The sequence below is a fragment of the Pseudomonas sp. IT-P74 genome (assembly GCF_949768175.1).
In the GTDB taxonomy this organism is placed as follows: domain Bacteria; phylum Pseudomonadota; class Gammaproteobacteria; order Pseudomonadales; family Pseudomonadaceae; genus Aquipseudomonas.
Genome location: NZ_CATKQD010000033.1, coordinates 200,098 through 223,123, shown reverse-complemented (window position 1 = coordinate 223,123; position 23,026 = coordinate 200,098). Strand labels below are relative to the sequence as shown.

Sequence of the window (23,026 nt, the reverse complement as noted above, 5' to 3'; positions counted from 1 at the left end):
AACGAGTAGAGTCCTTACCTGATTAGTCCGCCCTCGATCCGTATGGGTGCAGTGTTGGCGACGAACGGCTCAGGCCTGCTCCAGTGCCCTGATCGCCGTGGCTCTACGCCAGATCAACCGGCCCACGGTGATCAGCCAGTTGAGCGAGGCAACTACCAGCACCGTGAGCAACAGCGTGGCCATGCCTTGCTCGACGATGATTTTCCCGGCCAGCAATGGAAAGCCGAATACGCCGATGAAGTACGACAGACTGAACAGCAGCAAGGATTGTGCGGTAGTGCCGTTCGGCGCTTCATTGGCGGCCAGGCCGTTGATCACCGAGTACGTCAGGCCGTAACCGATCCCGAGCACCGCCGCCGCGAGCACGTAGCTGAAGCTGCTGTCGACGACAAAACCGAACATCACGATCGACGCCAGCATCAGCCCCGAAAGCAGGCACGACGCACGGAACGGATCGCGCTTGACCACGAAACCGGCAACCAGCATGCGGCCGCTGATCGCCGCGCCCATGAAACCGAGGAAGAACAGCGAATAGTCGAGTGAGTGCGCCGCCGCGTAACTGGTTTGAAAACTCGACAGACCACCGAATACGCAGCCGCCGAGACCGACCATGATGATCGGGAACACCGCCCTGGACGACAGCACCTGACCCGCTGCACGCCAGGAAATTCGCGACACACTGCCAGATTGCGCGGGCGCTTGTTTCAGTTGTCGATCCAGGCGCCAGAACAGCAATACGCCGATCAGGCTGGCCAGCGCCGCCAGGTAAAACGCCGCCGTCACCGGATAACCGAGCGCACTCGCCGCGCGGCCGAGCAACGGGCCGCTGCCGATCCCGGTCATCATGCTGCCCGACAGCAAGGCGAAGTATTTGGCGCGCTGCGCGGGTGTCACAAGACTTGCCACGATGATCGGCCCCAGGGTGTAGAACACGCCCCAGCCCAGGCCCAGCAGCAGCCCGAAAAACAATAGCAGGTGACCGAAGCCCGGGGTCAGGGCGAAGCCCAGGCTGGCCACCACCAGCAATACACCGAACAGCGCCACCGAGCGGGCGGCACCGAGCAGGTCGGACAAATGACCGGAAACAATCACCGCCGCAAAGGTGCTGAGCATCGCCGCCGAAATCACACTACCGGCATCGTGTTCGTTACCGCCGCGCGAGCCGATCAGTAATGAGAGCAAAAACGTCGAACCGTAGGACAACGACAACAGGTAACTGGCGAGGCAAAACAGGCCGAACAGCTTGCTTGAAACTGGAGGTGTTGCGGTAGACATGACGCAGTTCCTTGACCGGCTAAATGAGCTGTGCGGCTATCTAACCACGCAGTGACCGAATGTCAGGTCCGAGGTTATCGATTCCAGGGTTAGTGTTGGCCGGAGTAAAGCTCCCTCGCCACAGGCTACGCGCCGACTTAGTATGGTGTTTTCAACTTTTGACAAGGCACGTCCATGACGATCGAAATCCGCCCGGCGACCCCCAGTGACGCACCGCAAATCCTCGCGTTCATCACTGAACTGGCCGACTACGAACGTGCCCGCCATGAAGTCATCGCCAGTGTTGCCGATATCGAGCGCAGCCTGTTCAGCGAAGGTGCCACCGCCCATGGCCTGATCTGCCTGCGCGACGGTGCGCCCATCGGTTTCGCGGTGTTCTTCTTCAGCTATTCCACCTGGCTTGGCAGCAACTGCCTGTACCTCGAAGACCTCTACATCACCCCGCAACAGCGCGGCGGCGGTGCGGGCAAGACCCTGCTGCGGCACCTGGCGAAAATCGCCTGCGCCAATGATTGTGGGCGGTTCGAGTGGAGCGTGCTGGAGTGGAATACGCCAGCCATCGACTTCTACAAATCCCTCGGGGCGCAGCCGCAGGAAGAGTGGGTGCGCTATCGGATGGATGGGGCGGTGTTGCGGGATTTCGCAGCGGGTAACTGATCGCCTTTAAAAGATCGCAGTCTTCGGACTGCGATCTTTTTTGTCTCGTCTCACAATATGGGATTGATATTTATATATTGAGATTTTACAGCGCCAGGGTTTATAGTCGCGATCACTCACTGCCAAAAACCAAAACAGGTGAAGCGATGCAGGCGCAATTGATCGCGCTCGACTGGGGGACAACCTCATTACGTGCTTACAAACTGGCTGAAGGCGGGCAAGTGCTCGAACAGCGTTCGCTGTCGTCGGGGATCATGCAGCTGCCGAAAGCGCCGCGAATCATTGGCGGCCGGGAATGCACCGATGGTTTCGAACTGGCCTTCGATGAGGCTTGCGGCGACTGGCTCAATGCCCAGCCGAATTTGCCGGTGATTGCCTGCGGCATGGTCGGCAGCGCCCAGGGCTGGAGCGAAGCGGTCTACCGCGACACGCCGGCGAACGTCGCCACGCTCGGTACTTCCTTGCAAACCGTGCGCAGCCTGCGCGGCGTCGATGTGCACATCGTGCCCGGCGTCATCGAGCGCTCGCCTTTGCCGAACGTGATGCGCGGCGAAGAAACCCAGGTGCTCGGCGTGCTGCAAAACCTGGCGAGCGAGGCGGGCGCTGATCTGCTGATCGGCCTGCCGGGCAGCCATTCGAAATGGGTGGAAGTGGCCGACGGCTGCATCATGCATTTCGACACTTTCATGACCGGCGAAGTCTTCGCTGTGCTCAGTCAACACAGCATTCTCGGACGCACCCAGCAACGTGGCGCGTCTTTCGATGGCGATGCATTTGATCGCGGCGTGAAGGTCGCGTTGTCGGCGGACGCTGAAATCGGTCCGCTGTCGACCCTGTTCAGCGCCCGCAGTCTCGGCCTGACCGGCGAACTGAGCGCTACGGCGCAAGCGGATTATCTGTCCGGCCTGCTGATCGGCCATGAACTGTCGGCCCTGGCCAACGTGCAGCGGCGCCGACGCAACAGCGTGCATCTGCCGTCGATCATCCTCATCGGCAACACCCAACTCTGTGCCCGCTACAGCCGTGCGCTCGACGCCTGCGGTTTTGCCCGGGTGACCCTGGCCGAACAGGCCACCGAACGCGGATTGTGGCAACTGGCGCTGGCTGCCGGCCTGGTCACGCGCACCGCATCCCGTTAAACCTGACTGGAGTCCTGACATGCTCAAACAAGCCCTGGCGCAAAACGGACTGATCGCGATCCTGCGCGGCCTGCGCCCACAGGAAGCGGCGGCCATCGGCGAAGTCCTGTACGCCGCCGGATTTCGCGTCATCGAAGTGCCGCTCAATTCCCCTGAGCCGTACGAAAGTATCCGCATCCTGCGCAGTACCTTGCCCGCCGATTGCCTGATCGGTGCCGGCACAGTGTTGACGCCGGAGCAGGTTGAGCAAGTGAAAGCCGCGGGCGGCCAGGTGATCGTCATGCCCCATAGCGATCCGAAGGTCTTGCGCGCGGCGAAAGCGGCGGGGCTGTACCTGTCGCCGGGTGTCGCCACGCCGACCGAAGCCTTCGCGGCACTGGCTGAAGGCGCCGATGTGCTGAAGCTGTTCCCGGCCGAGCAGATGGGCCCGGCGGTCGTCAAAGCCTGGCTCGCCGTGCTGCCGGCTGGAACGATTCTGGCGCCGGTCGGCGGCATCACGCCGGACAACATGCAAGTGTTCATCGACGCCGGCGTCAAAGGTTTCGGCCTCGGTTCCGGTCTGTTCAAACCGGGCATGACGCCTGCGCAAGTGGCAGCCAATGCCAAGGCCTACGTCGCTGCCTGGAAAGCCCTTCGATAAGACTTCTTTGAGCGCCGAGCGCGCTGCATCTAATAAGAGAGCCAAAAGATGAAAATCACCAAACTGACCACCTTCATCGTTCCGCCGCGCTGGTGCTTCCTCAAGGTCGAAACCGACGAGGGCGTGACCGGTTGGGGCGAGCCTGTGGTTGAAGGTCGCGCCCACACCGTTGCCGCGGCCGTTGAAGAGTTGTCCGATTACCTGATCGGCAAAGACCCACGCAACATCGAAGACATCTGGACCGTGCTGTACCGAGGTGGCTTCTACCGTGGCGGCGCAATCCACATGAGCGCCCTGGCCGGTATCGACCAGGCCTTGTGGGACATCAAGGGCAAGGCGCTGGGCGTATCGGTCAGCGATCTGTTGGGTGGTCAGGTGCGGGACAAGATCCGTGTGTATTCGTGGATCGGCGGCGACCGTCCGGCGGACACCGCGCGTGCGGCCAAAGAAGCGGTCGAGCGTGGTTTCACCGCAGTGAAAATGAACGGCACCGAAGAGCTGCAATTTCTCGACACTTTCGACAAGGTCGACCAGGCGCTGGCCAATGTCGCTGCCGTGCGCGATGCCGTCGGCCCGAACGTCGGCATCGGCGTGGACTTCCACGGCCGGGTGCACAAGCCCATGGCCAAGGTACTGATGAAGGAGCTCGATCCGTACAAGCTGATGTTCATCGAAGAGCCGGTGCTCAGCGAAAACTACGAAGCGCTGAAGGAACTTGCGCCGTTGACCAGCACGCCGATTGCCCTGGGTGAGCGCCTGTTCTCGCGCTGGGATTTCAAGCGTGTGCTCAGCGAGGGCTACGTCGACATCATCCAGCCGGATGCCTCCCACGCCGGCGGCATCACCGAAACCCGCAAGATCGCCAACATGGCCGAAGCCTACGACGTGGCGCTGGCGCTGCATTGTCCGCTGGGTCCGATTGCCCTGGCGGCATGCCTGCAACTGGACGCGGCCTGCTACAACGCGTTCATCCAGGAACAGAGCCTGGGCATCCATTACAACGAGAGCAACGACCTGCTCGATTATGTGAAAGATCCGCGGGTGTTCGACTACGACAAAGGCTTCGTGAAAATCCCCAACGGCCCGGGCCTGGGCATCGAGATCAACGAGGAATACGTGATCGAACGCGCCGCCATCGGCCACCGCTGGCGCAACCCGATCTGGCGCCATGCCGATGGCAGTTTTGCCGAGTGGTGAGTGCTTCCTGACTCACCACAAACCCCTGTGGGAGCCAGCCTGCTGGCGATTTGGTCGGCACATCCAGCATTTATGGTGGCTGACACTCCGCTATCGCCAGCAGGCTGGCTCCCACAGTTGATCTCCATGACTCCGGAGATCTGCATTTCACATCGACCTCAATAACCATAAGAAGAGGCACCCCTCATGCAACCGCAAACCCTCACCGGGCAGGCGTCGTTGGTGACGCCCAGCCGTAAGCGTTTTTTCATCATGGTGCTGTTGTTCATCACCGTGGTGATCAACTACCTGGACCGCAGTAACCTGTCGATTGCCGCCCCGGCATTGACCAGTGACTTGGGCATCGACCCGATCCACGTCGGTCTGATTTTCTCCGCGTTCGGCTGGACCTACGCTGCCATGCAAATCCCCGGTGGCTGGCTGGTGGATCGCGTGCCGCCACGGATTCTGTACAGCGTCGCCTTGCTGCTGTGGTCGGTGGCCACGGTGATGCTCGGCTTCGCCGCCAGCTTCATCGCGCTGTTCGTGTTGCGTATGGCTGTCGGTGCGCTGGAAGCGCCGGCGTATCCGATCAACAGCCGCGTGGTCACCACCTGGTTTCCCGAGCGCGAGCGCGCTACGGCGATTGGTTTTTACACCTCCGGGCAATTCGTCGGCCTGGCCTTCCTGACACCGGTACTGGCGTGGCTTCAGCACGAATTCGGCTGGCACATGGTGTTCGTCGCCACCGGCGCGGTGGGCATTGTGTGGGCGGTGATCTGGTACGCGGTGTATCGCGAGCCGCGGGATTTCAAAGGCGCCAATGACGCGGAAATCGATTTGATCCGCGAGGGCGGCGGGTTGGTGGATATCCAGGCCGAACAGGCCAAAGTCAAAGCCAAATTCAGCTGGACTGACCTGGGCATTGTCCTGACCAAGCGCAAACTCTGGGGCATCTACCTCGGGCAGTTCTGCCTCAATTCGACGCTTTGGTTTTTCCTGACCTGGTTCCCGACCTACCTGGTGAAATACCGCGGCATGGACTTCATCAAGTCCGGTCTGTTGGCGTCGCTGCCGTTTCTCGCCGCGTTCATCGGTGTGCTGTGTTCCGGTTTCTTCTCGGACTTTTTGATCCGTCGCGGCTGCACGGTGGGTTTCGCCCGCAAGTTGCCGATCATCAGCGGTTTGCTGATTTCCACCTCGATCATCGGCGCCAACTTTGTCGAGTCGACGCCGTTGGTGATTGCCTTCCTTGCGCTGGCATTCTTCGGCAATGGCCTGGCTTCGATCACCTGGTCGCTGGTATCGACGCTCGCCCCGGCGCGCCTGCTCGGGCTGACCGGCGGGGTGTTCAACTTCATCGGTAACCTGTCGGCGATCGCCACACCAATCGTGATCGGCTTCCTCGCGACGGGTGATTCTTTTGCTCCGGCAATCACCTACATTTCGGTGCTGGCATTGATTGGCGCACTGTCCTACATCCTGCTGGTGGGCAAGGTCGAGCGTATCAAGTTGTAGTCGTGGCACGCGGATGACCATAATGCCGCCCGTTCACTCGCTCAACGGTAAAGGCTGGATATGCAGGAAGACGCCCCAAAAATCGCCAAGGACGCCGCACCGACCGGCACCCAGACTCTGCTTCGCGGTCTGGGTGTGGTTCATGCCGTGGCCAGCGGCGCCCGCGATCTCAAGGAAATCGCCCGGCTGATCGGCACCACGCGCAGCACCACCCATCGTCTGGCCAGTTGCCTGGTGGACGAGCGTTATCTGCGGGTGGTGCCGCAAGTCGGTTATCTGCTGGGGCCGAAACTGATCGAGTTGGGCTTTCAGGCCCGTGAAGAGCTGCCGTTGGTGACCCTGGCCGGGCCGTATCTGGATGAGTTGTCGGCATTGACCGGCGACACCATTCACCTGGCGATTCGTGAAGGCGACGAAGTGCTGTACCTGCACAAGAATCCGGGGCGCAATGGCCCGGAAATGCGTTCGCGGGTCGGCCATCGCATGCCGTTGGCGCGCACCGGGATCGGCAAGGCACTGATGCTCGATGATTCACCGCAAGAGTGGCAGCGCCTGTACGAAGTCAGCCTGCCGGTGGGTGGGAAAAACCAGTTCTGGCCGCAGCACCCGGAGCAGTCCTGGGAGCAGTTCGAGCAGCGCATGGTCGAGTACGTGGCCGGCGGTTATGCCTTCGACCTGGAAGACAACGAACCGTCGATCCGCTGCGTGGCGGCGCCGATCCGCGATGCCAGCAAGCGCATCGTCGCCGGCATCAGCATCGCCAGTACGGTGCCTTACATGCCGCTGGAAAAAATGGCCGAGCTGATTCCCCTGATCAAAGGCGTCACTATTCGGTTGTCGGCCGAACTTGGCCTCAAGGTTTAAATACAAAACACTGTAGGAGCGAGCCTGCTCGCGATTGCGGTTTTACATTCAATACATTTGTTGACTGATACGCCGCCATCGCGAGCAGGCTCGCTCCTACACTGGTCTTGTGTTATGCCCTGAATCGCACGCAACAAAAAGGCCCCCTTTTCGGGAGCCTTGATGTTCGCGGTTCGGCTTACATGTTCGGGTAAGTCGGGCCGCCAGCGCCTTCCGGTGTCACCCAGGTGATGTTCTGTGCAGGGTCCTTGATGTCGCAGGTCTTGCAGTGAACGCAGTTCTGGGCGTTGATCTGGAAGCGCTTCTCGCCGTCTTCCTTGGTGATCACTTCGTACACGCCGGCCGGGCAGTAACGCTGTGCCGGCTCATCGTACAGCGGCAGGTTCTTGCTGATCGGGATGCTTGGGTCGGTCAGCTTCAGGTGGCACGGCTGTTCTTCTTCATGGTTGGTACCGGAGATGAACACCGAGCTCAATTTGTCGAAGCTGAGCTTGCCGTCCGGTTTCGGGTAGTCGATCTTCTTGCAGTCGGCCGCGAGCTTGAGGCAAGCGTAATCCGGCTTGGTGTCGTGCAGGGTGAACGGCAGTTTGCCGCCGAAGATGTTCTGGTCGAGCCAGTTGAAACCACCACCGACGATGGCACCGAACTTGTGGATCGCCGGGCCGAAGTTGCGGCTGGCGAACAGTTCTTCGTAGAGCCAGCTCTTCTTGAACGCGTCGACGTAAGTGGTCAGCTCTTCGGTGCCGTCCTTCTCGGCGAACAGCGCCTCGGCCACGGATTCAGCGGCGAGCATGCCGGACTTCATCGCGGTGTGGCTGCCTTTGATCTTGGCGAAGTTCAGGGTGCCGAGGTCGCAACCGATCAGCGCGCCGCCCTTGAAGACCATTTTCGGCAGCGAGTTCAGGCCGCCCTTGCTGATCGCGCGGGCACCGTAGCTGATGCGCTTGCCGCCTTCCAGGTACTGAGCAAGCACCGGGTGATGCTTGAGGCGCTGGAACTCGTCGAACGGCGACAGGTAGGTGTTGCTGTAGGACAGGTCGACGATCAGGCCAACCACCACCTGGTTGTTTTCCAGGTGATAGAGGAACGAGCCACCGGTGTTTTCGGTGCCCATGATGTCCATCGGCCAACCGGCGGTGTGCACCACCAGGCCTGGCTGGTGCTTGGCCGGGTCGACTTCCCAGATTTCTTTCAGGCCGATGCCGTAGTGCTGGGCATCAGCGTCAGTGTCCAGGTTGAAGCGCTTGATCAACTGCTTGCCGATGTGGCCGCGGCAACCTTCGGCGAACAGCGTGTACTTGCCACGCAGTTCCATGCCCGGGGTGTACAGGCCTTCCTTCGGATTGCCTTCCCGGTCGACACCCAGGTCGCCGGTGATGATCCCGCGTACCACGCCGTTCTCGTCGATCAGCGCTTCCTGTGCGGCGAAGCCCGGGTAGATTTCCACGCCCAGGTTCTCGGCCTGCTGGGCCAGCCAGCGGCACAGGTTGCCCAGGGAGATGATGTAGTTGCCTTCGTTGTGCATGGTCTTGGGCACAAAGAAGTCTGGAACTTTCTGCGCGCTTTCAGCGTTCTTCAGCACGAAGATGTCGTCGCGGGTGACGGGCGTGTTCAGCGGCGCGCCGAGTTCTTTCCAGTTCGGGAACAGTTCGTTCAGGGCCCGTGGTTCGAACACGGCACCGGACAGAATGTGAGCACCGACTTCGGAGCCTTTTTCGACCACGCAGACGCTGATTTCCTTACCGGCTTCGGCGGCCTTCTGCTTCAGACGGCAGGCGGCAGACAGGCCAGCGGGGCCGGCACCGACGATGACCACGTCGAATTCCATGTATTCGCGTTCCACAGGCTATCTCCTACTCAAGGCTCAACAGTTTTTTTTTCTAATTTTGAGGTTTGGTGTCGCATCCATGAATCCCGGCGCAACGCCGGAAGAGGACAATCGATTGACCACCTTTCTCTTTGGGTGGCGCATTATATCTACACCACTCTCAGCGTCCAATACAAACGTTTGTTTGAATTGGCTCAAAGCCAGAGAAATCAAAGTCACGCGCCTTATGAACGGCCATTTTGGCGTATTGACCGGAATAGGCGTTCCGGTCAAGATACGGGCGGTTTTGCGCTCGCCGTAGGCTGACTGTTGGTTTCAAGAGCACCTCTAAAGACAGGGCGATGGCAGTAGAGAGTGATGCGCTGCGCGGGTTTGATGTGCAGTTTACACGCCGCGATGTTGAATGACTCGTCAGTCACCACTGACGAACGGTCATCCAGATCATGAGCGATGGTCACTTGACAGCTTTGCCGGCGTTTTTGGAGGTGCCCTTGCGCCCGATGAGCATCAACCGCCAGGTTCGCCTAGGCGACTTTCTTTTCACCGGAGAGTAACGAGGAATCCATGAAGGTTCTTGTAGCTGTCAAACGCGTTGTGGATTACAACGTCAAGGTCCGCGTCAAGGCGGACAATTCCGGCGTCGATCTTGCCAACGTCAAGATGTCGATGAACCCGTTCTGCGAAATCGCCGTGGAAGAAGCCGTACGCCTGAAAGAGAAGGGTGTTGCGACTGAAATCGTCGTCGTCTCCGTAGGCCCGTCCACCGCTCAAGAGCAACTGCGCACCGCGCTGGCTCTGGGTGCCGACCGCGCCATCCTCGTCGAGTCCGCCGAAGACCTGACTTCCCTGGCTGTTGCCAAACTGTTGAAGGCTGTTGTCGACAAGGAACAGCCTCAGTTGGTGATCCTTGGCAAACAGGCCATCGATAGCGACAACAACCAGACTGGCCAGATGCTCGCTGCATTGAGCGGCTACGGTCAGGGCACGTTCGCGTCCAAAGTCGAAATCAGCGGCGACAGCGTAGCTGTAACCCGTGAAATCGACGGTGGCGCGCAGACGGTTTCCCTGAAACTGCCGGCGATCGTCACCACCGACCTGCGTTTGAACGAGCCGCGCTACGCGTCTCTGCCAAACATCATGAAAGCCAAGAAGAAGCCTCTCGAAGTGCTGACTCCGGACGCTTTGGGCGTTTCCACCGCCTCCACCAACAAGACTGTGAAAGTCGAAGCGCCGGCTGCACGCAGCGCGGGTATCAAGGTCAAGTCGGTGGCTGAACTGGTCGAGAAACTGAAAAACGAAGCGAAGGTAATCTAAATGACTATCTTGGTTATTGCTGAACACGACAACAAAGTGCTGGCCCCGGCCACGCTGAATACCGTGGCTGCCGCCGTTAAAATCGGTGGTGACATCCACGTTCTGGTTGCAGGTCAGGGCGCTGGCGCTGTGGCTGAAGCCGCGGCGAAAATCGCTGGCGTGGCTAAAGTGCTGGTGGCCGACAACGCCGCCTACACTCACCAACTGCCGGAAAACGTCGCGCCGCTGGTTGCCGAATTGGGCAAGGGCTACAGCCACATCCTGGCTGCCGCCACTTCCAACGGCAAAAACATCCTGCCGCGCGTTGCCGCTGCACTGGACGTTGACCAGATCTCCGAGATCATCTCGGTCGAAAGCGCTGACACCTTCAAGCGTCCGATCTACGCCGGTAACGCCATCGCTACCGTTCAATCGAACGCTGCAGTGAAAGTGATCACCGTGCGTGCCACCGGTTTCGACCCGGTTGTCGCTGAAGGTGGTTCCGCTGCCGTTGAAGCCGTTGCTGCTGCCCACGACGCTGGCATCTCCAGCTTCGTTGGCGAAGAACTGGCCAAGTCCGATCGTCCGGAACTGACCGCTGCCAAGATCGTCGTTTCCGGCGGCCGTGGCATGCAGAACGGCGACAACTTCAAACACCTGTACGCCCTGGCCGACAAGCTGGGCGCTGCCGTCGGAGCATCGCGCGCCGCGGTCGACGCAGGTTTCGTACCCAACGACATGCAGGTCGGTCAGACCGGCAAGATCGTTGCTCCACAGCTGTACATTGCCGTCGGTATCTCCGGCGCGATCCAGCACCTGGCCGGCATGAAAGACTCCAAAGTGATCGTTGCGATCAACAAGGACGAAGAAGCGCCGATCTTCCAGGTGGCCGATTACGGCCTGGTGGCGGACCTGTTCGAAGCCATCCCTGAGCTGGAGAAGCTGGTCTAATCCGGCTGCTTCACTTATAAAGAGCCCGGCCTTTTGGTCGGGCTTTTTTTTGCCTTTTTCCCCTGTAGGAGCGAGCCTGCTCGCGATGGACGTCAACGATGACGCGGGGATCCTGGATACACGCGGTGCATTTGAGACCATCGCGAGCAAGCTCGCTCCTACAGAGGGCATAACCGGGTTTGAGTGGAGTGAATTGCCATGGATCTGCGACTTGCGTGGAGCTTACTGGGATTGGCGTTATTGCCGACGCTGTCTGTCGCCGCAGGCAAATGCGAACGCCTGGTGGTCACCGGCAGCCCGGACGCGCCGCCGTACCTGTGGCAAGACCCGCAAAATCCCAAATACCTGATCGGTGCCAGCGCCGATTTGCTGCGGCAAGTGGCGGGGGAGTTGGGGCTCAAGGTCGAACTGCTTTATGCCGGCAAGCGCGCCCAGGCCCTGGACGAAGTGCGCAGCGGGCGCATGGACATGCTGGTGGACGCGACGTTGACCGTCAGCGAGCTGGAAACCCTGGACTACATCCATCCACCCTTGCTGGAAAACGACTATCTGGTCTGGACTCGCAAGGACTCGACGCTGGTCTACAACGAAGCACCAGATCTGCACGGCCATCCCGGCGCCGTGTCGGAAAAGGCCCGATTGACCGCGCAATTCAGTGCCTTTGCCGGACAGCAACTGACCCTCACGCGCACGTCCAACCTGACCCAGGCCTTTCAGAAACTGCTGTTGGGCGAGGTCGAATTTGTACTGGCAGGGCGTTACTCGGGCATGGCGACTGCGCAGACACTGGGCATGGCCGCTGATCTGATCGCGCGTGCGCAACCGGTCGACAAGCCTGGCCTGTATCTGGCGATTTCCCATGACTCGGCCTGCAACGATCCGTGGTTGCGCGGACAGTTGGCCAAAAAGATGACAGAATTGCCCGCGTCCGGACTGACGGAGACCGTGCTGATGCGCAATATCGAGCGCTGGAAAGCACAACGCTCACAACCACAGCCAAGCCCCCCGCAACAACCCGTCAGTATCCCAAAACAGTAAGGATATTTAGTGAGTATTCGACTTCTTTTCGCTGCCGTGGCCTTTGCCGCCCTGGCGGGTTGTGCAACCGATCCTGCGCCGAATGAACAGTTTCGCCTGACCGAACAAGCACTCGAACAGGCCAAAGCCGTGGGCGCCACGGCAGACGATGTGCCGGAAATGAAGCTGGCCGAAGACAAGTTCAACCGTGCCAAGGGCAACATGACCGATCAATCCTTCAAAAACGCACGCATGCGTGCCGAACAGGCCGAACTCGATGCGCGCCTGGCTGAAGCCAAGGTGTTGACGGCCAAGAGCGAGGAACAGTTGAACGTGCTCAACACCCGCATCGCTCGCCTGCGCAAGCAACTGGGAGATGCCCAATGAGCCTCAAGAGCAAAGCCCTCGGCGGTTTGATCCTGGCAGGCTGCGCGAGCCTCTTTGGCTGCGCCAGCCAGCATAGCGAGTCCGCGTTGCAGCAGGCCGGTGCCGACTTTCAGAAGGTCAAGGAAGACTCCAATGTACTGCGAATCGCCCCCAAGGACGTGATTCGCGCCGGTGAATCCCTGGCCCGTGCCGATCGCCTGTCCAGCTATTGGGGCAGCGGTTCGGACGTGGTGCATTACGCCTACCTGAGCCAGCGCTATAGCGCCATTGCCCGGGAACACACCAATCAGGTGCTCAACGAAGAGCAGGCGGCGAAGCTCGAACTGGAACGGCAGCGTCTGCAACTGGCACTGCGTGAATCCAAACTGTTCAGCGTGCAGCAGCAAGGCAAATGGCTCGAGGAGCAGATCCTGGCATTGACCACCAGCCAGACCGACCGTGGGCTGGTGATGACATTGGGCGACATGCTGTTCGACACGGGCGAAGCGGAATTGAAACCGTCGGCCAACCGTGTGGTGTTGAAGATCGTGCAGTTCCTGCAACTCAACCCCAAGCGGGTGGTGCGGATCGAAGGTTATACGGACAGTACCGGGGGCAAGCAGGAAAACCTCAAGCTGTCCCGCGACCGCGCACAATCGGTGGCTGACGTGCTGATCGACCTGGGTATCGACGACAAGCGCATCCAGGTCGAGGGTTATGGCGACGAGTATCCGGTGGACGCGAATGCGTCGGAACGGGGCCGGGCGCAGAATCGTCGGGTGGAAATTGTGTTTTCCGACGAGAAGGGCCAGCTCGGCGCCGCCCGCTAGGGGTTGCGTCGCTGGAAAGCCCGGCCTGCCATGCAGCGCCGGGTTTTTTTACGCCTGCCGATTACCGCACAAAACAGTACAGATTTTGCTGACACTGCACTGTACGGTCGACTATTGTGGCAACTGTCCCCGTACACTTCTAAACTGTTCCGGTATTGTTTCACACAAGAATAAAATGCCCGTGAAATCGAGTGCTGCGTCATGACCAACCTTTTGCTCTATCAACGTATTGCTCAACAACTGGCCGAAGACATCCGTCGTGGGGTCTATCAGCCGGGAGAGCGCGTGCCTTCGGTGCGCAAGATGAGCTCGCAGCTCAATGTCAGCCATGCGACGGTGTTGCAGGCGTATGCCAATCTCGAGGATCAGGGTCTGATCCGCGCCCGGCCACAGTCGGGTTACTACGTGCACCAGACGCCGGCACTCACCGCGCCGACGCCGGACATCGCCCGGGTTGAACGCCCCGGCCTGGTCACCCGCAGCAGCATTATTCAGCAAGTCCTGGTCGAATCCCGTCGTGAAGGCGTGTTCCCGCTGGGCGCTGCGGTGCCGAGTGTCGACTATTTGCCGGTGCGGGCACTGCATCAGCAATTGGCCAAGGTCACCCGTTTCCATAGTCCGCGGGCCTTCAGCTACATGTTCAGCCCCGGTTTCGAGCCGTTGCGCCGACAGGTGGCGATCCGCATGCGCGATGCCGGCGTGGTGGTCGATCCGTCGGAAGTGGTGATCACCCACGGTTGTGTCGATGCGCTGCAGATGTCCTTGCGTGTGCTGACCCGTCCGGGTGATCTGATCGCGGCCGAGTCGCCGACCTATTACGGCTTGCTGCAACTGGCCGATCTGTTGGGCCTCAAGGTTATCGAGATCCCCAGCGATCCAGCCACGGGCATGAGCCTGGAAGCCCTGCAGTTGGCGGCCAACCAATGGTCGATCAAGGCGTTGGTGCTGACCACCCGACTGAGCAATCCATTGGGCGGCACCATGCCGGAGGAGCGGCAGAAACAATTGCTGCGCCTGGCGTCGGACTTCGATATCCAGATTGTCGAAGACGATATCTACGGTGAGCTGATGTTCGAGCAGGGGCGCACCAAGTCCCTCAAGGCCTACGATCGGCTGGATCGGGTGATCTATTGCTCGAGCTTCTCCAAGACCCTGTCGCCCGGCGTGCGGATCGGCTGGATGATTGCCGGCAAGTATCAGCAGGAAATCCAGCGCTTGCAGACCTTCAGTACGCATTCCGCGTGCAGCGTGACCCAGATGGGCATTGCCGCGTACCTTGAAAATGGCGGGTACGACCGGCATTTGCGCTTCATCCGTCAGGAGTACCGGAAAAACCTCAGTGCCTTCCAGTTGGCCGTGCAGCAGTATTTCCCGGAAGGCACGCAGATGACCCGGCCTACCGGCGGCTTCATTCTGTGGGTCAGTCTGCCGGGGCGGGTCAATACGCAAGAGTTGCACGTGCGGGCGTTGCAGCAGGGCATCAGTATCGCGCCGGGACTGATCTTCAGTAATACCGAGCAATTCAATCACTGCATCCGGCTCAACTGCGGCATCCCGTGGAACCGTGAAGCCGAGCGCGCATTGATGACCCTGGGCATGCTGGCCACCCAACTCTGCCAGGAGATGGCTGGCGGTTTGTAACTGGCTGCGACTGCGCTTGTCTTGTGGGCTGCAACAGGCGAGCATAGGCACCTCTGCCGTTTGCACCCACCGTTGGATCCATGAAACCGACTTTTCCTGCCGCCTGGCTTTTGCTCTGCCTGATTGCGAGTATTCAGCCGGCATCCGCCGTGGCCGCTACCGAGCAGGATCAGACAACCGGCAGTTTCCACGTCGCACCGATAGAAACCGCGCCTGCGAAAAAAGCCTCGGCGGGCAGTAAGCAGGCTGCGCCCGTGAAAAAGCGTCCGCCCATTGCCTCCAAATCGAAACCGGCCAGCGAGGTGGTAAAGACTGAGCTTCCATCTGCCAAACTGGATCTGAGCTTGCCCAAGGATATGGTTCAGGAGCTCAAGCCGGTGGGAACGGTTCCGTTGGTCAAGCGCGAACCGTTGTTACCCCAGATGTTCGGTGACAAAAGCGCCAACAGCGAGTTCCAGCTCAACGGCCGCCTGCTCAGCAATGAAATGCAGCTGCAACTGCGAAATGAAGAGCGCCACGAGGTCGAAGGCGCGGCACTGGATTTCGAGTTCAAGCAGTAACCCCCGTCAGGATCCGCGAGCCGCAGGCCAGACGCTTTGTCGGAGACTGGCCGGTCATGCCCGTTTGCGTTGAAAAACCCGCTCACAGGTAATTTAAAACAACTGTTTAAGCGGGTACTCTGTGCCCCGTCCATTAACACATTGCTCGTCGCGAGGAGCTTGTCGTCATGAAATGCCGTGAGGGCTGTGGCGCTTGTTGCATTGCCCCTTCCATCAGTTCGCCGATTCCCGGTATGCCCAATGGCAAAGCCGCGGGGCAACGTTGCCTGCAACTTTCCTCCGATAACCTGTGCCGTATTTTCGGCCAGCCGGAGCGGCCGGCGGTGTGTTCTGCCTTCGAGGCCGACCCTGAAGTGTGTGGAAGCAGCAGCGAAGAAGCCATCCGGTTGATTGGCTGGTGGGAGCAAATGACGGCGGCGTGATGTGTGGGCTTGCACTTGCGATCACCTCCGAAAAACCTGGAAGTGATTGCAGGTGCAAGCCCAACGAACGGAACTTCAACAATAAGGAATAAGACTATGGGTTCGCTGCATCGTATGGCTGTGCTGTGTGGTTTGACGGTTGCGCTGGCTACCTCGACCGTCCAGGCCGAAGACTGGAAAGTCAAAAAGGACGAAGACGGCATCAGGATTTCCCTGAGTGAAGTGGCCGGCTCCGACTACAAGGCCTACCAGGGCGTCACGCTGATGAAGACCACCATGGCCAAGCTGCGCGCGTTGCAGGAAGACGTGCCTGGAGCCTGCGCCTGGATTCACGAATGCAAAACCCAGAAGCTGCTCAAGCACGAAGGTGACCAGAGCTGGACCTACACTCAGTTCAACACCCCTTGGCCGGTTACTCCCCGTGATTCGGTGTTGCACATCACCACTCTCGAAGGGGCCGATGGCAGCCTGACCCGCAAGCTCGAAGGCGTGCCGAAATACCTGCCTGAAGAAAAAGGCTTCGTCCGGGTCGCCAAGGTCGACGGTTTCTGGAAGTTCGTACCCAAGGGCGACCAGATCGAAGTGACCTATCAGGTGCACACCGAGCCGGGTGGCAGCGTGCCGTCGATGGTGGCCAACAAGTTCGTGGTGGATGCCCCGTTCAATACCTTGAAAGCCCTCAAGGAACGCGCCGAGAAGTAACTGTGTCGCTCTTTTGAGATGACTTCGTAACGCCCTGACTTGATCGGGGCGTTTGCGTTTTTGACCGGTGCGCAGGCTTTAATTTGTTTCCGGATATGCGTTGCACGAAATTTTCACCCAGCCTCCAAGACAATTCGCCGGCTCTCCCGCAACACGTTGCGTATGCCTGAGTGCAGGATGAAAGAGTCGGGATGAGGGTAGTTATCAATGGCAATGCTGCCGTTGATCGTGCAACATTTGCGCACCGCGCAAACCCCAAGGCCTTGTACGGGCCGAAAAGAGGGCAGGGCGCAGCTGTATTTTTGAAACTTCAACTTTCCAATGGGTCCTAAAACGACATGGCAATCCCGGACGCCCTGAGTCAGCAGCGAGCTTCTAGTCGCCTGCTGCAACCGACCGTCAAATCACATCTGGCCTACACGCTGTTGTGTGCCCTGGTCATGATGGTCATGTTCAGCCTGCTGCGCGTCGCGCTGCTGGCTTACAACCGCTCGATGATCCTCGACACGCCGGCCTCGACCTTCCTCGAGGCATTCGCCAATGGTCTGCGTTTCGACCTGCGCCTGGTGGTCTATCTCAGTATTCCGTTGCTGCTGGCCCTGTTCAGCGCCCGGGCCATGGCCGCACGCGGGCTGTTCCGTCTCTGGCTGACGGTGGTCTCCAGCATTGCGCTGTTCCTGGGCCTGATGGAGATGGACTTCTATCGTGAGTTCCACCAGCGCCTCAACGGCCTGGTCTTCCAGTACGTCAAGGAAGATCCGAAAACCGTGGCCAGCATGCTCTGGTACGGTTTCCCGGTGGTCCGTTACCTGCTGGCGTGGGCCCTGGGTACCGTGATCCTGAGCATGGCATTCAAGGGCGCCGACCGTGCGACCCGCCCTCGTGGTCCGTTCAGTGGCGGCAGCATCGGCACACGCAAGGTTGCGCCGTGGTACGCGCGTATCGCGGTATTCATGGTGTGCCTGCTGGTTTGCGTGGTCGCCGCCCGTGGCACCCTGCGCCAGGGCCCGCCGCTGCGTTGGGGTGATGTCTATACCACCGATTCGAATTTCGCTAACCAGTTGGGCCTCAACGGTACGCTGTCGCTGGTAGCCGCAGCCAAGAGCCGCATGTCCGAAGATCGCGACAATATCTGGAAGGCAACCTTGCCACAGCCACAAGCCCAGCAAGTGGTGCGTGACATGCTGGTGCTGCCGGCCGAGAAACTGGTCGATGCCGGCACTGCGGCGGTACGTCGCGATTACACCCCGCCAGCCGACAAGACCCTGCCGATCAAGAACGTCGTCGTGATCCTGATGGAAAGCATGGCCGGTCACTCGGTGGGTGCGCTGGGTGGGCCGGGCAACATCACGCCGTACCTCGACAAACTGTCGAAGGAAGGCTTGCTGTTCGACCGCTTCTTCTCCAATGGCACCCATACCCACCAGGGCATGTTCGCCACCATGGCCTGCTTCCCGAACCTGCCGGGTTTCGAATACCTGATGCAGACCCCGGAAGGCAGCCACAAGCTGTCCGGTCTGCCGCAGTTGCTCAGCGCCCGTGACTTCGACGACGTGTACGTCTACAACGGCGATTTCGCCTGGGACAACCAGTCGGGTTTCTTCAGCAACCAGGGCATGACCAATTTCATCGGCCGTAACGATTTCGTGAATCCGGTGTTCTCTGATCCGACCTGGGGCGTGTCCGACCAGGACATGTTCGACCGTGGCCTGGTCGAGCTCAAGGCACGGGAAAACGGCAAGCCGTTCTATGCCTTGCTGCAAACCCTGTCCAACCACACGCCTTACGCCTTGCCGACGCCATTGCCTGTCGAGCGCGTGACCGATCGTGGCAGCCTGAACGAACACCTGACCGCCATGCGTTACTCGGACTGGGCACTGGGCCAGTTCTTTGAAAAGGCCCGCAAGGAGCCGTACTTCAAGGAAACCCTGTTTGTCGTCGTCGGTGACCACGGTTTCGGCAACGAACAGCAGATCACCGAAATGGACCTGGGCCGTTTCAACGTGCCGATGCTGATGATCGCGCCGGGCATCCAGGAAAAGTTCGGCCAGCGTGACCACACCGTGGGCACTCAGATCGACATCGTGCCGACCATCATGGGCCGCATCGGTGGCGAAGTGCGTCATCAGTGCTGGGGACGCGACCTGCTCAACTTGCCGGAAGGCGACGCCGGTATTGGTGTGATCAAGCCGTCGGGCAGCGAGCAGACCACGGCCATCCTCACCGCAGACCAGATTCTGGTCCTGCCGAAGGACAAGGACATGGCGCCGAAGTTGTATCAGTATGAATTGGGTGCCAAGCCTCGCGCCGAAGTCATTGCAGATGCGCCGCGTACCGCCGAGTTGAAACTCAAGCTCGAAGCGTTCCTGCAAACAGCGACCAAGAGCCTGCTGGACAACACCGCCGGTGTTGTTGATGGCAAGCCGGACTAAGTTGTGACGCAATGGAAAAGAGGCCCTTCACGGGCCTCTTTTTTTGCCTGGCGGATATTTATATTCGGCCGAGCAAGAGCAGGATCAACAACACCACCAATACGACGCCGATGATACCGGACGGGCCGTAACCCCAACTTCTGGAGTGCGGGAAGACCGGTAAACCACCGATCAGTAACAGGATCAGAATGATGATCAGTATTGTGCCCATGTCTATTTCCTTGTCGAAAATGCAGTGGATTGACCCTGCCAATCAAGGTCAGCGTGAATGAAGTAAATTCGAGCTGCTTAAAAAATCCGACTTTTGTGCTTGCAGGAAAATTCCAAGTTTTTTGAAGTAATTCGAGCGGGTTCTTATTTCTATTTTGGTGCCTTAGTTACTTCAGGCGTTCCCGCGGTTTGCTCGGGCCATTCAGCAATCTGATGGAGCGTGGGTCGGGCAGTTTCCTTCGCTACACTCGGTGCATCTTCCGAGAACAACAAGGCTGTCTGCTATGCAAAATCGCATGATGATCACTGGTGCAGGCTCTGGCCTGGGTCGCGAAATCGCGCTGCGCTGGGCGCGCGAAGGCTGGCAACTGGCCTTGTCGGACGTCAGCGAGCCCGGCTTGCAGGAAACCCTCAAGCTGGTCCGCGAAGCGGGCGGCGACGGTTTTATCCAGCGCTGTGACGTGCGCGATTACAGCCAGTTGACAGCGTTCGCCCAGGCTTGCGAAGTCAAACTCGGCGGTATCGATGTCATCGTCAATAACGCGGGTGTCGCGTCTGGCGGATTTTTCAGTGAGCTGTCCCTTGAAGACTGGGACTGGCAGATCGCGATCAACCTGATGGGCGTGGTCAAAGGCTGCAAGGCGTTCCTGCCACTGCTGGAAAAAAGCAAAGGCAAGATCATCAACATCGCGTCCATGGCCGCGCTGATGCAAGGCCCGGCGATGAGCAACTACAACGTGGCCAAGGCGGGCGTGGTGGCGTTGTCCGAAAGCCTGCTGATCGAGCTGGCGCATCAGGAAGTCGGCGTGCATGTGGTGTGCCCGTCGTTCTTCCAGACCAACCTGCTGGACTCCTTCCGTGGCCCGACCCCGGCCATGAAAGCCCAGGTCGGCAAGTTGCTGGAAAGCTCGCCGATCAGCGCCGCCGACATCGCCGACTACATCTATCGGCAGGTAGCGGCAGGCGAGTTCATGATCCTGCCCCACGAACAGGGGCGCATGGCCTGGGCGATCAAGCAGAAGAACCCGCAATTGCTCTACAACGAAATGACCGCCATGGCCGACAAAATGCGCGCCAAGGCCGGGCAATCCGCAAGCTGATCTTGCCCGCGGGCGACGCTGTGGTTAGGGTGGCCGCCATCGGCCATCCTCGCGAGACGCTCGCATGCTCAATTACCTGTGGTTTTTCCTCGCCGCGCTGTTCGAAATTGCCGGTTGCTTTGCCTTCTGGATGTGGCTGCGCCAGGGTAGAAGCATGTGGTGGGTGGTGCCGGCGCTCTTGAGCCTGACCCTGTTCGCCCTGCTGCTGACCCGGATCGAAGCCACCTACGCCGGCCGCGCCTACGCCGCTTACGGTGGCATCTACATCATTGCCTCAATCGGCTGGTTGGCCGTGGTCGAGCGGATTCGTCCGTTGGGTTCGGACTGGCTCGGCGTGGCGCTGTGTGTGATCGGCGCGAGCATCATTCTGTTCGGGCCGCGATTCTCCGCGTCCTGACAGATTGGCCCTACATTTGGCCGGCCTGTCAGACCTTTCCGTAAGTGGTGTGCGTCAAGGGGTGTCAGTCCGGTCTGGTTTGCTGTCGGAGCATTGTAGGCGTACGGCGGGGAGGGCATCTTCAAGGGCCAGAAATCCCTGAAGGACATTCCTCATGCTCGTACTCACTCGCGTTGTGGGCGAAAACATTTCCATCGGTGACAACATTACCGTGCGTGTTCTCGCGATCAACGGAAACAACATTCGCTTTGGCATCGAAGCGCCTCAGGAAGTGAATGTGCACCGCTGCGAAATCTACGAACGCATCCAGAACAAACTGGCGAAGACCAAGGGACGCTGAAGACTTCAGTCAAACAGGTGCTTGGGCACGTCGTGCTTGAGCATCAGTTGGCATTGCTCGCTTTCCGGGTCGAAGACAATCAGTGCCTGGCCCTTGGTCAGCGCTTGGCGCACGCGCAGTACGCGGGTTTCCAGGGGGGTGTCGTCACCATTGTCCGTGCCGTCGCGGGTCACGAAATCCTCGATCAGGCGAGTGAGGGTGTCGACTTGAAGTTGGTCGTGGGGGATCAGCATAGGCACCTCGGTTGGATCAATGGCGCGATGCTACGGCGATTGGGCGTGGACGGCCAGCCCGGGATTTGTGTTGTCTGGTCTGACGCTATCGCGAGCAGGCTCGCACAGTAGACCGAGTTCTTCCATGGGAATGCGGTCGAATGTGGGAGCGAGCCTGCTCGCGATGGCGGCATGGCTGGCGATGAAGATCCTGATCAGTTCTCCGACCGCTGCCCCACCAGACTGTCCACCGACGGCACCCGCGTATCGCTTTCCATCTGGGTGTCATGTTCAAGCTGATGGCTGAAACGGTCCAGTGAGCCCTTGGCCGGTTGTGCATCGCTGGCAAACACTGGCGGGCTGAGGATGTACGCACCGAGCAGGCGGCTCAGGGCGGCGAGACTGTCGATGTGGGTGCGTTCGTAACCGTGGGTGGCGTCGCAGCCGAAGGCGAGCAGGGCGGTGCGAATGTCGTGGCCGGCGGTCACCGCTGAATGTGCGTCGCTGAAGTAGTAGCGGAACAGGTCCCGGCGTGCCGGCAACTCGTTGTCGCTGGCCAGGCGCAGGAGGTGGCGCGACAGGTGATAGTCATAGGGCCCGCCGGAATCCTGCATGGCGATGCTCACCGCGTGCTCGCTGGAGTGTTGGCCAGGCGCGACCGGTGCGATGTCGATGCCGACGAATTCGCTGACGTCCCAGGGTAGTGCCGCCGCCGCGCCGCTGCCGGTTTCCTCGGTGATGGTGAACAGCGGATGGCAGTCGATCATCAGCTCTTCACCGCTGTCGACGATGGCCTTGAGCGCCGCCAGAAGTGCGGCCACCCCAGCCTTGTCGTCGAGGTGACGAGCGCTGATGTGGCCGCTTTCGGTGAACTCCGGCAGCGGGTCGAAGGCGACGAAATCGCCGACGCTGATGCCCAGCGACTCGCAGTCGGCACGGGTGGCGCAGTAGGCGTCCAGTCGCAACTCGATGTGATCCCAACTGATCGGCATCTCATCCACGGCGGTATTGAACGCGTGCCCGGAAGCCATCAGCGGCAAGACGCTGCCACGGATCACGCCATGGTCGGTAAACAGGCTGACCCGGCTGCCCTCGGCAAAGCGGCTGGACCAGCAGCCGACGGGCGCGAGGCTCAGGCGGCCGTTGTCCTTCACCGCGCGCACCGCCGCGCCGATGGTGTCCAGGTGGGCGGAAACGGCGCGGTCGGGGCTGTTCTTCTTGCCCTTGAGCGTGGCGCGGATGGTGCCGCGACGGGTCAGCTCGAAGGGAATGCCCAGTTCTTCAAGGCGTTCGGCGACGTAACGCACGATGGTGTCGGTGAACCCGGTGGGGCTGGGAATGGCGAGCATTTCCAGCAGCACTTTTTGCAGATAGCCGAGGTCCGGCTCGGGGATTTTGCTGGTCATGGAGACTCCTGATTGGTTATCGCCTGTACGGCCGCCTTCGCGAGCAGGCT

Annotated in this window: 24 protein-coding genes; 19 read left to right on the top strand and 5 right to left on the bottom strand. The window is 60.0% G+C overall.

What is annotated here, in order from left to right; all coding sequences use genetic code 11:
- Positions 1-69: 69 nt before the first annotated feature.
- Positions 70-1,275 (bottom strand): MFS transporter, encoded by a 1,206-nt coding sequence (locus ACM6J5_RS17365; protein WP_414929034.1) that lies wholly within the window; start codon positions 1,273-1,275, stop codon positions 70-72.
- Between the two features lie 174 nt (positions 1,276-1,449).
- Here ACM6J5_RS17365 and ACM6J5_RS17360 point away from each other — a divergent pair, with 174 nt between their 5' ends.
- The 6 genes from ACM6J5_RS17360 to ACM6J5_RS17335 all read left to right on the top strand — a co-directional run bounded on the left by ACM6J5_RS17360 (position 1,450) and on the right by ACM6J5_RS17335 (position 7,269).
- Positions 1,450-1,932, top strand: coding sequence for a GNAT family N-acetyltransferase (locus ACM6J5_RS17360; RefSeq protein WP_095943999.1), 483 nt, complete (start codon positions 1,450-1,452; stop codon positions 1,930-1,932).
- Between the two features lie 146 nt (positions 1,933-2,078).
- Positions 2,079-3,071 (top strand): 2-dehydro-3-deoxygalactonokinase, encoded by a 993-nt coding sequence (locus tag ACM6J5_RS17355; RefSeq protein ID WP_414929033.1) that lies wholly within the window; start codon positions 2,079-2,081, stop codon positions 3,069-3,071.
- Between the two features lie 19 nt (positions 3,072-3,090).
- Complete coding sequence (locus tag ACM6J5_RS17350; RefSeq protein ID WP_414929032.1) at positions 3,091-3,711, top strand: 2-dehydro-3-deoxy-6-phosphogalactonate aldolase; 621 nt, start codon at positions 3,091-3,093, stop codon at positions 3,709-3,711.
- Positions 3,712-3,759: 48 nt separating this feature from the next.
- Positions 3,760-4,908: a galactonate dehydratase gene (gene dgoD / locus ACM6J5_RS17345; RefSeq protein WP_008047041.1), complete on the top strand. Its 1,149-nt coding sequence runs from the start codon at positions 3,760-3,762 to the stop codon at positions 4,906-4,908.
- Between the two features lie 186 nt (positions 4,909-5,094).
- Positions 5,095-6,405, top strand: a complete 1,311-nt coding sequence (locus ACM6J5_RS17340) for an MFS transporter (protein WP_095943996.1) — start codon at positions 5,095-5,097, stop codon at positions 6,403-6,405.
- Positions 6,406-6,465: 60 nt separating this feature from the next.
- Entirely contained in the window at positions 6,466-7,269 is an 804-nt protein-coding gene (locus ACM6J5_RS17335) for an IclR family transcriptional regulator (RefSeq protein ID WP_095943995.1), read from the top strand.
- Positions 7,270-7,447: 178 nt separating this feature from the next.
- Here ACM6J5_RS17335 and ACM6J5_RS17330 read toward each other — a convergent pair whose 3' ends face one another.
- Complete coding sequence (locus ACM6J5_RS17330) at positions 7,448-9,112, bottom strand: electron transfer flavoprotein-ubiquinone oxidoreductase (RefSeq protein ID WP_414929031.1); 1,665 nt, start codon at positions 9,110-9,112, stop codon at positions 7,448-7,450.
- Between the two features lie 549 nt (positions 9,113-9,661).
- Between ACM6J5_RS17330 and ACM6J5_RS17325 the strand changes: the two genes are divergently transcribed.
- From ACM6J5_RS17325 to ACM6J5_RS17280, 10 genes are all read left to right on the top strand, one after another.
- The gene (locus ACM6J5_RS17325; RefSeq protein ID WP_007987229.1) at positions 9,662-10,411 is read left to right on the top strand and encodes an electron transfer flavoprotein subunit beta/FixA family protein; all 750 of its coding nucleotides are present in this window, start codon (positions 9,662-9,664) and stop codon (positions 10,409-10,411) included.
- The gene (locus ACM6J5_RS17320; protein ID WP_095943993.1) at positions 10,412-11,341 is read left to right on the top strand and encodes an electron transfer flavoprotein subunit alpha/FixB family protein; all 930 of its coding nucleotides are present in this window, start codon (positions 10,412-10,414) and stop codon (positions 11,339-11,341) included. It begins immediately after the preceding gene.
- Between the two features lie 198 nt (positions 11,342-11,539).
- Positions 11,540-12,379, top strand: coding sequence for a substrate-binding periplasmic protein (locus tag ACM6J5_RS17315; protein ID WP_414929030.1), 840 nt, complete (start codon positions 11,540-11,542; stop codon positions 12,377-12,379).
- A gap of 9 nt (positions 12,380-12,388) precedes the next feature.
- Positions 12,389-12,745, top strand: coding sequence for a DUF4398 domain-containing protein (locus tag ACM6J5_RS17310; protein WP_095943991.1), 357 nt, complete (start codon positions 12,389-12,391; stop codon positions 12,743-12,745).
- The gene (locus ACM6J5_RS17305; protein WP_095943990.1) at positions 12,742-13,554 is read left to right on the top strand and encodes an OmpA family protein; all 813 of its coding nucleotides are present in this window, start codon (positions 12,742-12,744) and stop codon (positions 13,552-13,554) included. Before ACM6J5_RS17310 ends, ACM6J5_RS17305 begins: the two co-directional genes overlap by 4 nt.
- 201 nt (positions 13,555-13,755) lie before the next feature.
- Entirely contained in the window at positions 13,756-15,195 is a 1,440-nt protein-coding gene (locus tag ACM6J5_RS17300; protein WP_008050371.1) for a PLP-dependent aminotransferase family protein, read from the top strand.
- Positions 15,196-15,275: 80 nt separating this feature from the next.
- Complete coding sequence (locus ACM6J5_RS17295; protein ID WP_150672648.1) at positions 15,276-15,755, top strand: translation initiation factor 2; 480 nt, start codon at positions 15,276-15,278, stop codon at positions 15,753-15,755.
- A 167-nt stretch (positions 15,756-15,922) separates the two neighbouring features.
- A complete protein-coding gene (locus tag ACM6J5_RS17290; RefSeq protein WP_095943988.1) occupies positions 15,923-16,177 on the top strand; it encodes a YkgJ family cysteine cluster protein in 255 nt (84 codons plus the stop codon).
- Positions 16,178-16,273: 96 nt separating this feature from the next.
- Complete coding sequence (locus ACM6J5_RS17285; protein ID WP_414929029.1) at positions 16,274-16,879, top strand: START domain-containing protein; 606 nt, start codon at positions 16,274-16,276, stop codon at positions 16,877-16,879.
- A gap of 338 nt (positions 16,880-17,217) precedes the next feature.
- Positions 17,218-19,311: an LTA synthase family protein gene (locus ACM6J5_RS17280; RefSeq protein WP_095943986.1), complete on the top strand. Its 2,094-nt coding sequence runs from the start codon at positions 17,218-17,220 to the stop codon at positions 19,309-19,311.
- Positions 19,312-19,369: 58 nt separating this feature from the next.
- On the opposite strand, the gene ACM6J5_RS17275 is transcribed toward ACM6J5_RS17280, so the two are convergent.
- Positions 19,370-19,528 carry a DUF3309 family protein gene (locus tag ACM6J5_RS17275; protein WP_172435350.1) on the bottom strand — a complete coding sequence of 53 codons (159 nt, stop codon included), beginning with the start codon at positions 19,526-19,528 and terminating at the stop codon, positions 19,370-19,372.
- A gap of 277 nt (positions 19,529-19,805) precedes the next feature.
- Here ACM6J5_RS17275 and ACM6J5_RS17270 point away from each other — a divergent pair, with 277 nt between their 5' ends.
- The 3 genes from ACM6J5_RS17270 (at position 19,806) to csrA (ending at position 21,358) form a co-directional block, all read left to right on the top strand.
- Complete coding sequence (locus tag ACM6J5_RS17270; RefSeq protein WP_095943985.1) at positions 19,806-20,621, top strand: SDR family oxidoreductase; 816 nt, start codon at positions 19,806-19,808, stop codon at positions 20,619-20,621.
- A gap of 64 nt (positions 20,622-20,685) precedes the next feature.
- Positions 20,686-21,018 (top strand): YnfA family protein, encoded by a 333-nt coding sequence (locus tag ACM6J5_RS17265; protein WP_095943984.1) that lies wholly within the window; start codon positions 20,686-20,688, stop codon positions 21,016-21,018.
- Positions 21,019-21,172: 154 nt separating this feature from the next.
- Positions 21,173-21,358: a carbon storage regulator CsrA gene (gene csrA, locus ACM6J5_RS17260; protein ID WP_150672650.1), complete on the top strand. Its 186-nt coding sequence runs from the start codon at positions 21,173-21,175 to the stop codon at positions 21,356-21,358.
- Between the two features lie 5 nt (positions 21,359-21,363).
- Here the strand turns inward: csrA and ACM6J5_RS17255 are convergent, their stop codons facing one another.
- Complete coding sequence (locus ACM6J5_RS17255) at positions 21,364-21,591, bottom strand: YheU family protein (protein WP_056727184.1); 228 nt, start codon at positions 21,589-21,591, stop codon at positions 21,364-21,366.
- Positions 21,592-21,785: 194 nt separating this feature from the next.
- Complete coding sequence (locus ACM6J5_RS17250; protein WP_414929028.1) at positions 21,786-22,976, bottom strand: osmoprotectant NAGGN system M42 family peptidase; 1,191 nt, start codon at positions 22,974-22,976, stop codon at positions 21,786-21,788.
- Positions 22,977-23,026: the final 50 nt, after the last annotated feature.